The organism is Limnohabitans sp., from assembly GCF_038134685.1.
Taxonomy (GTDB): Bacteria; Pseudomonadota; Gammaproteobacteria; order Burkholderiales; family Burkholderiaceae_C; genus Limnohabitans_A.
Genome location: NZ_JAYPVP010000006.1, coordinates 34,834 through 47,847 on the forward strand (window position 1 = coordinate 34,834; position 13,014 = coordinate 47,847).

The window sequence follows — 13,014 nt, forward strand, 5'->3', positions numbered from 1 at the left end:
CGCATATCGACCGCATCAGGCGCCACCCCGACCTGATGCTGGCCGGCGTAGCCGACCCAACGCCCGCTGGCCAGGCCTTGGCCCAGAGCCTGGCTGTGCCTTGGGCTGCAGAGCCTGCCGACCTGCTCGACCAAGTGCAAGCGCAAGGCGCTATCGTGGCCACGCCCAATGCCACCCACGTGCCGGTGGCCCTGGCCTGCCTTGAGCGCGGCATCCCGGCCCTGGTTGAAAAACCCATCGCCGACAGCGTGGCCGAAGCGCACCAGCTGGCCGACGCCGTGGTGCGCACCGGCGTGCCGGTGCTGGTGGGCCACCACCGACGCCACAACCCCATCAACCAGCGCGCCCGCGCCCTGATTGAAGGCGGCCACCTTGGCCGAATCGTCAGCGCCACCGCGCTGGCCACCTTCCTCAAGCCCGATCCTTATTTCGATGTCGCCTGGCGCCGTCAGGCCGGCGGCGGACCGATCCTCATCAACCTGATCCACGACATCGACATGCTGCGCTTTTTGCTCGGCGAAGTGACCGAAGTGCAGGCCATGGACAGCAAGGCTGTGCGCGGCTTCGAGGTCGAAGACACCGCCGCTGCGGTGCTGCGCTTTGCCAGCGGCGCGTTGGCCACCGTCATCGCTTCTGACGCGACCACCAGCCCTTGGTGCTGGGACATGTGTGCAGGTGAACAGGGTCAGTACCCGCGCCAGAATGTCGTCTCGCACCAGATCATGGGCACGCACGGCTCGCTGTCCTTGCCCGATTTGGGTCTGTGGCAGTACCGGGGCGAGCGCAGCTGGCACGCCGAACTCACGCACGAAGAGGCGCGCGTACACACGGCAGACCCTTACACCCTTCAACTCGAACACTTTGCCAACGTCATCGCGGGCAAGGCCGCACCGCTGTGCAGCGCACAAGACGGCCTGCGCACATTGGCCGTCACACTGGCGGTGCACGACGCAGCCGTTGGCGGCAAAACCATCCACCTGGAATACTGACATGAACGGCGTACTCGAACGAACCCTGGGCATCCTCGAACTGTTGTCGCAACACGGCCAGGGCATGGAGCTGGCCGCCATTGCCGACACGCTGAATATTCCGCGCAGCGCGGTACACCGCCTGCTGGCCGACCTGGTGCGGCTGGGCTATGTGCGCCAGGCACGTGGCCATGGCGACTACCTGCTGTCCACCAAGCTGGTGTCCATGGGCCTGAGTTACCTGAGCAACACCGGCATCGTCGACATCGCGCAGCCGCTGCTCAACACCCTGGCCGAAGCTTCGGGCGAACTGGTGCGCCTGTCGGTGGTAGACGGCGAACGCCTGACCTGGGTGGCACGCGCTCAGGGGGCACGCCAAGGCCTGCGCTACGACCCCGACATGGGTAGCGACGCGCGCCTGTCGTGCTCCTCATCCGGTTGGGCCTGGTTGTCCACGCTCAGCGACGACGAGGCACTGGCCCTTCTGGTCAAGCAAGGCCTGGGGCCAGTAGAGCAATTTGGCCCCGCCGCCCCCACCACGTTGCAGGCCGTGTTGGCCGAAGTGCAGGCCACACGCGAACGCGGCTTCAGCATGACCACCGACACCTACACAGCAGGGCTTTCGGCCATTTCAGCGCCGGTACGTTTTGCGGGACAAGCAGCGTTTGGTGTGCTGACGATTGCCGGCCCCACTGTGCGCTTTACTCCCGAACGCATGCAAGCGCTGGGCCCTGAACTGGTGTCCACCGCACAGCGGCTGGCGACGCTTAGCGGGGCGTCTCCCTTTTTCCAGCTGACCACCGAAACCAGTGGCAGCACGGCCAGCGATGGCCGCACACCCATCTACGCCGTTTGAACATGACTCCAGCCCCCCGCACGCTGGACTGCGACCTGCTGGTGATCGGCTCGGGCGCAGGCGGCTTGTCGGCCGCCGTAACCGCAGCCCATCTGGGCCTGAAGGTCATCGTGGCCGAAAAAGACGCCCAGTTTGGCGGCACCACCGCCTGGTCTGGCGGCTGGATGTGGGTGCCGCGCAACCCACTGGCGGTGGCCGCTGGCATCAACGAAGACATTGAACAGCCCTTGGCCTACCTGCGCCACGAGCTGGGCGACCGCTTTGACGAAGTCCGCGCCCGCGTCTTTCTGGACAACGCGCCACGCATGGTCGAATTTTTCCGCCAGCACACCGAACTGCAGTTCATCGACGGCAATGTGATTCCGGACTTTCATGGCCACACGCCCCATGCCGCCACGGGCGGGCGTTCAGTCTGTGCTGCGCCCTTTGACGGCAGTCGCCTGGGCGAGCGCCTGCACGACCTGAAAGCCCCGCTGCATGAAACCACGTTGTGGGGCCTGGGCATCGCCTCAGGTGCAGAACTGCGCCACTTTTTGAACGCGCTGCACAAACCTGCCTCGTTTTGGTATGTGACGAAAAAGATCCTGAGTCACTGGAAAGACTTGCTGGTACAACGGCGCGGCACACAACTGGTCAACGGTAACGCCTTGGTGGCGGCGCTGGCGCGTTCATTGCTGGACCAAGGTGGACAAATTCTGACCAGCAGCCCCGCCACCCGTTTGCTCAAAGACCCCGACCGCGTCACCGGCGCTGTGCTGCACACGCCACAAGGTCCGTTGCAGGTTAACGCCTGTTGTGGTGTGGTACTGGCCGCAGGTGGCTTCCCGCACGACACGACACGCAAACAGCAATTGCTGCCGCACGCCCCCACCGGCAACGAGCATTGGTCAGCGGGCAACTGGGGAAACACCGGCGATGGCCTGCGCCTGGGCGAGAGCGCCGGCGGCCAGGTGGCCAGCGATTTGCTGCAAGCGGCGGCCTTGGCACCTGTCTCACGTGTTCCCCGGCCTGATGGCAGCACAGCGCATTTTCCACACCTGATCGAGCGTGCCAAACCTGGCCTGATCGCAGTCACCGCCAACGGCCAACGTTTCACCAACGAGGCCAATTCCTACCACGACTTCATGCAAGGCCTGCTGTCCGCCACGCCCGCAGGCCAAACGCCAGAGGCCTGGCTGCTGTGTGACCACGACTTCATCCGCTATTACGGGCTGGGTGCCGTCAAGCCCGCACCCCTGTCGCTTACGCAATGGCTGCGCAATGGCTACCTCCAACGTGGCCAATCGCTGGCCGAACTGGCCGCTGCCTGCGGCATCGACGCCGTCGCCCTGCACGCCACCGTGCAGCGCTACAACGCCATGTGCCAGGACGGCAAGGACAAAGACTTTGGCAAAGGCGAGACCGCCTACAACCGCATCCAGGGCGACACCGCACGTGCGACAGCACAGAGCTTGACCAACCCCTGCATGGGCCCGTTGACGCGCGGCCCCTTCTACGCCGTCAAGGTCGTCATGGGCAGCCTGGGCACGTTTGCAGGTCTGCGCACCAACCCGCAAGGCCAAGTGCTCGATGCGAAGTCACAGCCGATCGCAGGTCTCTACGCCAATGGCAACGACATGAACAGCATGATGGGCGGCCACTACCCGGCAGGCGGCATCACGCTGGGCCCGGCCATGACTTTTGGCTACGTTGCGGCCCACCATGCGGCGGGCGTCGACCTCCCAAGCACCACATCAAACACCCCTCAGAACACATCTCACTCAAGGAAAGACAGCATGTACTACGAACTCGCCACCATGACCCTGCCCTTTGGCACCGCTGGCCAGGCCGCCACCAATGTGCAGGCCTACACCAGCGCCGCCGATGCCCAAGGCGAACTGTTGGGTTGCTGGTTCACCGACATCGGCCAACTCAACCAGATGATCGTGCTGCGTGGTTTTGCAACGCTCGACGCCCTGCAAGCCGAACGCAATCGCACCCAGCAACACGCCAGCCCCTTTGGCTGCGGCGAGATCTTCCAGAGCCTGGAGCAGCACAGCTACAAAGGCTTTGGCTGGATGAAACCGGTGCGCCCCAGCGCCGAGTCGGGCATCAAAGGCCCCTTCTACGAAATCCGTACCTACGGCATCAAGACCGGCGGCGTGCAACCCACCATCGACCTGTGGGAACAGTACGTGCCTGCGCGCGACAAGCTCTCGCCCTGCGTGGTGGCCATGATCGCGCTCGACGGCCCGCTGCGCTTCACCAACATCTGGGCCTACGAGAGCCTGAACGCCCGCAGCCAGATCCGCGCTGACGCCGTGGCCCAAGGCATCTGGCCCCCCAAAGGCGGCCCTGCCCACCTGACCACGAACATGGTGTCGACCATTGCCATGCCCACCACTGTTTCTCCGCTGAAGTGACATGAGCCGCATCTACTCTCTTGCCTACCTCACCTCGCACCGCTGCACGCCAGCCGAGGCGATTGGCATCGCCGCACAAACCGGGTATCAGTTCGTAGGCATGCGCCTGTGGCCTAACGCCCCCGGCGCACCCCAGCAACACCTGCTGGACCAGCCCGAAGCGCTGCGCGAAACCCTGGCCGCGCAAAAAGACACCGGCGTGGGTGTGTTCGATCTGGAAATCATCCGCATCAACGACAGCTTTGACCCGCACACCTGGGATGCGCTGTACGACGTGGGCGCGCAGCTACAGGCCAAAGCCATTTTGGTGGCAGGCGACGACCCTGACGAAGCGCGCTTGACTGACAACTACGCCCGTCTGTGTGAGGTCATGAAGCCATACGGCATGACGGCCGATCTGGAGTTCATGCCCTGGACCGAAGTCAAAGATGCCAAGAGTGCGCTACGCATTGTGAAGAACGCCGGCATACCGACCAATGCAGGCATCCTGGTGGACGCGCTGCACTTTGGGCGTTCCACCACTACGCTGGACGACATCCGCGCCATTCCGCGCCAGCTGCTGCACTACGCGCAAATTTGCGATGCGCAGGCAGGTTTGAATTTCACAGTTGAGCAGATGATCCACACCGCTCGCTGCGAACGCCTGCTGCCTGGTGACGGCACGATCGATATCCAAGGCTTGTTTGACGCTCTGCCCACGGACCTGCCTGTCAGCGTCGAGGTGGTGAACTTCGGTCGTGAAGCCCGCACCCCACCTGCCACCTGGGCCGCCGAGTGCCTGGCGGCCAGCCGCCCCTTTACAGACTAAGAAAGAAACCCATGGACTTTTCACTCAACGAAGAACAAAAAATGCTGATTGATACGGTGCGCCGTTTCATCGCTGAGGAATGCCAACCCCTGGAAGACGAAGTGGAAGAAAAAGGCTATCTGGACGAAGCCAAAGCCAAAGCTTTGCACGAAAAGTCCAAAGCCTTGGGCCTGTACGGCATGAACATGCCCGAAGACCTAGGCGGCGGCGGCCTGTCCAACCTGGACCGCATCTTGTGCGAGGAGCAGTTTGGCCACACCACCGACATCATCATTCGCCGCGCCTTTGGCAATGTGTACGAACCGCTGCTGCACTGCAAAGGTGAGCAAGTCGATCGCTGGCTCAAGCCCTCCATCGAAGGCACACGCACCTGCGCCATCACCATCACCGAGCCCGGTGCAGGCTCGGACGCGGCTGGCATCAAAACCACCGCTGTGAAGAACGACAAGGGCTGGGTGCTCAACGGTGGCAAGCACTTCATCAGCGACGGCATCTGGAGTGACTTTTTCCTGGTCTCGGCCAAAACGGGTGAGAAGGAAATTTCCATGTTCATGGTCGACAAGGGCCTGGCAGGCTTCACCGTAGGCAAAGACCAGATGATGATGGGCCTGCGCGGTACGCCCCACCTGGAACTGTTCTTTGACAACGTGCAGCTCGAAGACGCTGCACTGTTGGGCGAAGTCGGCCAGGGCTTCAAGCTGGCCATGGGCGCGCTCAATGTGGTGCGCCTGGCCCAGGTGGGCGCTCGTGCTGTGGGCAAGGCCAGTCATGTGTGCGAAATCATGGTGGGCTGGGCCAATGAACGTAAACAATTCAACACCCGCATTGGCGACTTCCAGATGGTGCAGCAGATGATTGCGGACAGCGTCATCGAGATCAACGCTGCCCGCTGGATGGTGTACCAAGCTGCATGGATGCTGGACCAGGGCATGGATGCACGCGAGCAGATCGCCATGGTCAAGGTGCACGCCGCCGAAACGCTGGGTCGTGTGGTCGACCGGGCGGTGCAGGTGTTTGGCGGCATGGGTTTCTGCAAAGAGCTGCCTATCGAGCGCTATTACCGCGATGCGCGCATTTACCGCATCTTCGACGGCACCAGCGAAATTCACCGTAGCGTGATCGCCAAAAGCACCCTCAAGAAAGGTGCTGCCCTGTTTGACGTGAACCGTTGAGGCTCGCATGCACAGCAAATTCATGACCGCTGCAGAGGCGGCACAACTGATCAAAGACGGCGACACCGTGGGCCTCATGGGCGGTGGCGGCGGTCTGATGGAGGCCACCCACCTGTTTGAGGCCGTGCAAGAGCGCTTTCTGAGCACCCAGCAACCGCGCGACCTGACGGTGATGCACGCCCTGGGCATTGGCGATAAAAAAACCAAAGGCATGAACTGCTTTGCGCACGAAGGCCTGGTCAAACGCGTGATTGGTGGTCACTGGGTCTGGTCACCGGCGATGCAGCAGCTCGCCTTGGACAACAAAATCGAGGCCTACATCTTGCCTGGCGGTGTGTCGAGCCAGCTCATGCGCGAGATTGGTGCTGGACGCCCTGGCCTCATCAGCCATGTGGGCTTGGGCACTGTATGCGACCCGCGCCACGGTGGCGGCAAGATGAACAATGCCGCCCAGGAAGACCTGGCCGAAGTGGTGACCATCGACAACCGTGAGTGGCTGCGCTACAAGCCTTTCCCGATTCATGTCGCCATCGTGCGAGCCAGCGCCGCCGACGAGGACGGCAACATCAGCTTCGAACACGAAGCGGCTAACCTGGACGCGCAATCGTTGGCGCTTGCTGCACGTAACAGCGGCGGCACCGTCATCGTGCAGGTCAAGGAACGCTTGCCCAAAGGCGCGCTCAAGGCCCGCGATGTGCGCATCCCCTCGGCCTGGGTGGACGCTATCGTGGTCGACCCCGCACAGCAAACCAGCTATGCCATCCCGTTTGACCCGGCCTTCAGCGGCGAACTCACCGGCGCAGCACGCGCGGCCAGCGAAGCCGAAGACCACGCCCGCGAAGTCGCAGCATCACAAGAAGCCTTTGGCGAACGCCAGGCTGTGGCGCGGCGCGCCCATGCCGAACTGTTCAATACAGGCAAGGCTCGCCCCGTCATCAACTATGGCGTGGGCGTGCCCGACGCAGTGGCCAAACTGATTGCGGCGCGCAACGAACAGCACCGCATCTACCAAACCATCGAGCACGGCACCTACGGCGGCACGCTGATGGACGGCGTGCTCTTTGGCTACGCGCGCAACGCCACCGCCATGCTCGACGCGGCCACGCAGTTCGACTTTTACGGCGGTGGAGGTCTGGACATCGCCTTTCTGGGCTTTGGTGAGTTTGACGAAGAAGGCTCGGTCAACGTTTCGCGCCTGGGCGGTGTGACGGTCGGCCCCGGCGGCTTTATTGACATCGCACAAAACGCGAAAAAGGTAGTGTTCTGCGGCACGCTGGCAGCCAAGGGCGTCAAGCTACAAACCGGCGACGGTCAGATGCGTGTGCTCACGCAAGGCGCGGTCAAAAAGCTGGTCAAAAAAGTGGATCAGATTACTTTCTCAGGCCCACAAGGGCTGGTGCGCAAGCAGAAAGTGCTGTACCTGACCGAGCGCGCCAGCTTCCGCCTGACGCCAAAAGGCATCGAGGTGTTCGAGATTGCGCCCGGCATCGACCTGCAGCGCGATGTCCTCGATCAGATGGAATTTGCGCCTTTGGTAGCCAGAGACCTGAAGGTCATGGACAGCGCGCTCTTCATGGCTTGATAGAAATGGGCGGTTCAGCCAGCATCTGAATCGCCCCATGCGGGCACCGAGGTTCGCACTTTCCACAAGCCGTGCAGCCCGCGGCATCGTGCAGCACGGCGCGCTTTAACCAACCCTGCGCTTGCAGACTGAGCACATGTGGCCGACACACCGCCACACACCAGCCACAGCCGGTGCAGCGGTCAAGGTCGATGTGCGGCAACATGCGCTCAGCGTATCACGCTGCGGGGCCAACCCCTTCAATGGCGCCACGGCGCAATTGATCGCGCTCCATGCTTTCAAACAGCGCCTTGAAGTTGCCTTCGCCAAAGCCCTCGTCGGCCTTGCGCTGAATGAACTCGAAGAACACTGGTCCCAACAGGGTCTGGCTGAAGATCTGCAGGAGCAGACGTTTTTCACCGTTGGCAGTGGATCCATCCAGCAAAATGCCTCTTGCCTGCAAATCGCCTACCGGCTCACCGTGGCCGGGCAAACGCTCGGCCAGCATCTCGTAGTAAATATCGTTGGGCGCGGTCATGAGCGGAATACCCGCCATTTGAAGAGCGTCCACACTGGCCAGCAAATCGTCGGTCAGCAAGGCAATGTGCTGAATGCCTTCGCCGTTGAACTGCATCAAGAACTCTTCGATCTGGCCGCCATTCTTGCCGGACTCTTCGTTGAGCGGAATACGAATCAGGCCATCAGGCGCCGTCATGGCGCGACTGGTCAGCCCGGTGTACTCACCTTTGATGTCGAAGTAACGGATCTCGCGGAAGTTGAAAATGCGCTCGTAGAACTGCCCCCAAAACGCCATACGGCCCTTGTAGACATTGTGCGTGAGGTGGTCGATCATCTTGAAGCCGTGGCCCACCGGGTGGCGCTCGATCCCTTCAATGAACTCGAAGTCGATGTCGTAAATGCTTTTTCCATCTTCATAGCGATCGATCAGGTACAGCGGCGCGCCGCCAATGCCTTTGACAGCAGGCAGGCGCAACTCCATCGGCCCGGTGGGCACATCCACCGGTTGCGCACCCATTTCCAGTGCGCGGGCATAGGCTTTGTGCGAGTCCTTCACACGAAACGCCAGCGCGCAAGCACACGGGCCGTGCTCTGCCGCAAAGTACCCTGCCAGGCTTTTGGGCTCGCGGTTGACGATGAAGTTGATATCGCCTTGGCGATACAGCACCACGTCTTTGGAACGGTGCTCGGCCACCAGGGTAAAGCCCATTTTCTCGAACAAGGGTTCTAGCACGCCCGCCACAGGCGAAGCAAATTCCACAAACTCGAAGCCACACAGGCCCATGGGGTTGTCAAAAAGGTCTGCCATGAAATTCTCCAGATACAGCAACGCCCTGCCCTGAAATGGCAGGACGATAAACACAAATGAATAGGGGGAGAAAACGCTGCCCTCACGCACACAGGCGTGAGGCACAGCTTACAGACCAGCTGGCGGCGCGCAAGGCTTACCCCGTGTGCTGCGTGCGAGGTGAACACCGACAATCAAAACAGAAATGGGCATGGTCGCGATTTTGATCGCAATCATGCCCATCTGGCAAGGGTGAAAACCTTCAGCTCTGACGCGTCCAGCTCGGCAGCGGCGCGGTTCGATGCAGAACGTCCTGGTGCAACCACATGGCGCTGCGGCGTGCGCGCTCGGCAACCACGTCCAGTGGCAGCTGTTGGTAGTCGTCGTTAAAGACTTCAAAGCTGTAGTCGCCGCGGTAGCCGATCCGATCCAACCGCATGACCAATTGCGCCAGTTGTTCGCTGTGCACACCTTCGCCCGGGAACACGCGGAAGGTCCGTGCCGTGGTCATGCGCTCTTCAAAAGTGGGTGTTTCCTGCCACATGAAGTCCGACAGCTGCACCAGGAAAATTTTCTCAGGGTCGAGCTCTTCAATATCATCCAGCGCGGTGTTGGCGGCAAAGATGTGGAAGGAGTCAATGCCAATGCCCAGGTTGGGACAGTCTGCGCGGCAAACCACGTCCCAAGCGGTGGTGAACTCATTGACCGTACGGCCCCAGGACAGGCCTTCATAGGCCACCTTGATGCCCAAGGGCACGGCCAGCATGGCCAGTTTTTTCAGGTCGGCGGCGATCGCATCCAGGTCTTGCGTGGCATGACGCGATGTGGACGAACAGGCCAGCAACACTTTCGAGCCCGTTGCTGCGCACATTTGCAGCATGGACTTGGCAATGTCCACCTTGTAGCTGTGCAGGTGGCCGGAAAGGCCTTCAAAATCCCGCAGCACCTGAAAGCCCGTGGGGCGCAGACCGCTGTCTTGCACGGCTTGCACGGCCGCATCCACACCACCAGGATGCGTGACCAGGTCACGCGCCATCAACATCACTTGCGAAAAGCCGGCACGCTTCATGGCGGCCAGCTTGGCCTCCAGCGAGCCTGCCATGGTGATGGTGTCCATCCCGTAGCCAGCGAGCATATTCATGGTCATGCCCTTTTACTTGTGAACCAGCTCGAAGGCCACTGAGCCCAACACATTGCGCGTGAGCGCGCCGCGGTCTTCCGGGTGCAATTGGCTGGACTCAACAAACTCCACGCCCTGCGCTTTCAGTGTCTTCACGGCTGCGGCCACATCGGGCACGCCCAAGCCAATGCGCTGCAAACATTCCGGGCTGTCGTCCCCCGATTCCATCCACGGGTCGGGCTCTACCAATTGCCACAGGAAAGAGCCGCAAGGGCTCTTCATGAGTTTGCCCTTGGGCAAAATGCCAAAGCGCTCTTCATCAGGAATGCTGCTGAAGTCAAACATGTGTTCAAAATAGGTCAGCCAGTCGCTGCTGCGTCCTGCACCGATGTACTGCACCACGCCAAAGTAGCTCATGCCCGCCACCGCGGGCGGGTGCTGATCCACGGTGGGAATCGGTTTGAAGTCGATGTCGTAAATCGAAAACTCTTGCCAACGGTCCACAAAGTAAAAACGGCTGCTGCCGGGGCCGTGAATGGCAGGTATGTGCAGCTCCATGGCTTGCGCATGGCTGGCCACACCCCACGCGCCAAGCTCCAGGCAACGGGTGTGTGCCTTGAGGGCGTCCTGCACACGGAAAGCGACGGCAGAGATCACAGGCTGACCGTCCACCGTACCGCTCACGCGGGCATCGTCGGGACTGGCATTGACCACCAGGTTCATGCTGCCCTGGCGGTATAGCGTGACTTCGCGCGAGCGATGACGAGCCACGGGACGAAAGCCCATGTTCTCCAGCACCTGCCCCAGCGCCTGAGGGCGGCTGGTGGCGTACTCGATGAATTCAATGCCGGCAATACCCAGGCGGTTGGGCATTTCGGGGACCGATTCGCGGTCGGGCTTGTTCAGCGTCATGGCAATTCCTGATGGTTCTGGTTTGCAGCTTAATAACTCAATCGTGCCACACGGCGCAGCTCTTGTGCGGTCGTGGTGGGTAAATCGAAATATTCCAGATAAGCCGGGATCTGTTCAAACAACATGTCCGAGCCCACTTGTGTCCGACATCCACGGGCTTGGGCAGCGGCCAGGAAGGCGGTGGTTTCTTGGCGCATGACCACTTCGCCAACAAACGTCTCGGGAGACAGGCGAGACACATCCAGTGGAAGCGGGTCACCTTCGCTCATGCCCATGGGCGTGGCGTTGACCACCAGATCAAAACCAGCGGGATCATTACTGCCCGTGCGCACATCAATTTGCGGATAATTTTGGCGAATACGTTGCGCCAAGCCTTCGCAAGCGGCTGTGTTCACATCGAACAGACTGATGGCAGCAATCCCAGCTCCTGCCAGAGAAGCTGCAATGGCGCTGCCCACGCCGCCGCTACCCACCACCAAGACGCGTTTGCCAGTCAAATCGAAACCTTTGCGTTGCACGCCGCGCACAAAACCTGCGCCGTCAAACATGTCACCCACCAAACGGCCATCGGGTAGCTTTTTCACGGCATTGCAGGCGCCAGCCACCTTCACAGTGGGCGTCACCTCGTCGAGCAAACCCACCACTGCCACCTTGTGCGGCATGGTGATCAAGGCGCCACGAATGTTTTCCAGCGAAAACACAGCTTTCAAAAAAGCCGTGAACTGCTCGGGTTTACACCCAAACGGCACCACCACTGCATTGATCCCCGCCTCTTCAAAGTAGGGGTTGTAGATCATTGGCGACTTGAAGGTGTGCGTTGGGTAGCCGATGTGGGCGATGATTTCGGTGTTGCCGTTGATCATGGTTTGGGGACGCCCTCAGAGGGTCTTCATGAGTTGGAAGTCACGCCACTCCGCTCGCAGGCCATATTTAGGCTGATTGACAAATTGGCATTGCTGTTGAATGTATCGATTCAGAAGTTTTTCTCTCAAAGAACCCACAAAATATTGATCGACTATCGACCAAAAATGAACGATGATCGAACGTTAATAGGGTTTATACGAATCACGAGCTTACCAGTCTATCGAAGGAAACATCCCCACTCTCTGACTCGCTCATGAGTGCTGCATGCAATACTTAAGCCCCATGCCCCTGAATTTTGAATTCGCCCTCTTGTCCCTGGCTGCCTGGCTGGTGGGTCTGTCCAAGGGAGGGTTGCCGACGATCGGTATGCTCGCGGTACCTGTGTTGTCCTTGATGATGCCGCCCATGCAGGCTGCAGTCCTCTTGCTGCCCATCTACATCCTGTCCGACATGGTGGGCATTTACCTCTACCGCAAGGCTTTTAGCGCTGCACATTTGCGTATTCTGATTCCGGCAGGTTTGGCAGGCATTGGCGTTGGCTGGGCTACGGCCTCTTTCATCTCGGATGCAGGTCTGGCTTTGTTGATTGGCCTGATCGGCATTGGCTTTTGTTTGAACAGCTGGCTTCGCACCTCAAGTGCGCAACAGGTCCAGACGCCGCACACCGGCTGGGGTCGCTTCTGGGGCGCCTTGTCGGGCTTTACCAGCTTTGTTTCGCACGCAGGTGGGCCACCGTTTCAGGTCTACATGCTGCCGCAGAAATTACCCAAGTTGGTGTTTGCCGGCACCTCCACCCTTTTCTTCGCTGTGGTCAACGCAGCCAAGCTGGTGCCCTACCAGTTCATCCGCCCCTACAGCAGCGAAAGCTTGCACCAAGCCGCGTGGCTGGTCCCCGCCGCGCTGCTGGGTACGGTGATGGGGGCCTGGCTGACCAGGCGCCTGGCAGATGCGTGGTTTTTCCGCTTGGTGCAAATCGGACTGTTCATCGTTTCACTCAAGCTGGTCTGGAGCGCCCTGCCCGCTTTGTTCTGAAAGCCTGGCCCTG

General features: G+C 60.8%; 12 protein-coding genes. 7 read left to right on the forward strand and 5 right to left on the reverse strand.

Translation table 11 applies throughout. The features are described from left to right. The 6 genes from AAFM15_RS04110 to AAFM15_RS04135 all read left to right on the forward strand — a co-directional run. A partial coding sequence (locus AAFM15_RS04110) for a Gfo/Idh/MocA family oxidoreductase (RefSeq protein WP_341685432.1) occupies positions 1-989 on the forward strand: 989 nt, incomplete at its 5' end. Position 990: 1 nt separating this feature from the next. Further along, positions 991-1,824, forward strand: coding sequence for an IclR family transcriptional regulator (locus AAFM15_RS04115; RefSeq protein ID WP_341685433.1), 834 nt, complete (start codon positions 991-993; stop codon positions 1,822-1,824). Between the two features lie 2 nt (positions 1,825-1,826). Further along, positions 1,827-4,226: an FAD-dependent oxidoreductase gene (locus tag AAFM15_RS04120; protein WP_341685434.1), complete on the forward strand. Its 2,400-nt coding sequence runs from the start codon at positions 1,827-1,829 to the stop codon at positions 4,224-4,226. Between the two features lies 1 nt (position 4,227). Continuing rightward, the gene (locus AAFM15_RS04125) at positions 4,228-5,034 is read left to right on the forward strand and encodes a TIM barrel protein (protein WP_341685435.1); all 807 of its coding nucleotides are present in this window, start codon (positions 4,228-4,230) and stop codon (positions 5,032-5,034) included. An 11-nt stretch (positions 5,035-5,045) separates the two neighbouring features. Further along, positions 5,046-6,206 carry an acyl-CoA dehydrogenase family protein gene (locus AAFM15_RS04130; RefSeq protein ID WP_341685436.1) on the forward strand — a complete coding sequence of 387 codons (1,161 nt, stop codon included), beginning with the start codon at positions 5,046-5,048 and terminating at the stop codon, positions 6,204-6,206. 7 nt (positions 6,207-6,213) lie between these two features. Then, the gene (locus tag AAFM15_RS04135) at positions 6,214-7,788 is read left to right on the forward strand and encodes a CoA-transferase (RefSeq protein WP_341685437.1); all 1,575 of its coding nucleotides are present in this window, start codon (positions 6,214-6,216) and stop codon (positions 7,786-7,788) included. Here AAFM15_RS04135 and AAFM15_RS04140 read toward each other — a convergent pair. The 5 genes from AAFM15_RS04140 to AAFM15_RS04160 all read right to left on the reverse strand — a co-directional run bounded on the left by AAFM15_RS04140 (position 7,778) and on the right by AAFM15_RS04160 (position 11,968). Beyond that, positions 7,778-7,993: a 4Fe-4S binding protein gene (locus tag AAFM15_RS04140; protein WP_341685438.1), complete on the reverse strand. Its 216-nt coding sequence runs from the start codon at positions 7,991-7,993 to the stop codon at positions 7,778-7,780. The two genes, AAFM15_RS04135 and AAFM15_RS04140, sit on opposite strands and share 11 nt — an antisense overlap. Positions 7,994-8,005: 12 nt before the next feature. Then, entirely contained in the window at positions 8,006-9,094 is a 1,089-nt protein-coding gene (gene hppD / locus AAFM15_RS04145) for a 4-hydroxyphenylpyruvate dioxygenase (protein WP_341685439.1), read from the reverse strand. 241 nt (positions 9,095-9,335) lie between these two features. Next, positions 9,336-10,214: a sugar phosphate isomerase/epimerase family protein gene (locus AAFM15_RS04150; RefSeq protein ID WP_341685440.1), complete on the reverse strand. Its 879-nt coding sequence runs from the start codon at positions 10,212-10,214 to the stop codon at positions 9,336-9,338. A gap of 12 nt (positions 10,215-10,226) precedes the next feature. Continuing rightward, positions 10,227-11,105 (reverse strand): 4-hydroxyphenylpyruvate dioxygenase, encoded by an 879-nt coding sequence (locus tag AAFM15_RS04155; RefSeq protein WP_341685441.1) that lies wholly within the window; start codon positions 11,103-11,105, stop codon positions 10,227-10,229. A gap of 29 nt (positions 11,106-11,134) precedes the next feature. Further along, positions 11,135-11,968, reverse strand: coding sequence for a ThiF family adenylyltransferase (locus AAFM15_RS04160; protein ID WP_341685442.1), 834 nt, complete (start codon positions 11,966-11,968; stop codon positions 11,135-11,137). Positions 11,969-12,233: 265 nt separating this feature from the next. On the opposite strand from AAFM15_RS04160, the gene AAFM15_RS04165 reads away from it, so the two are divergent. Beyond that, on the forward strand, positions 12,234-13,001 hold the full coding sequence (locus AAFM15_RS04165; protein WP_341685443.1) for a sulfite exporter TauE/SafE family protein: 768 nt from the start codon (positions 12,234-12,236) through the stop codon (positions 12,999-13,001). Positions 13,002-13,014: the final 13 nt, after the last annotated feature.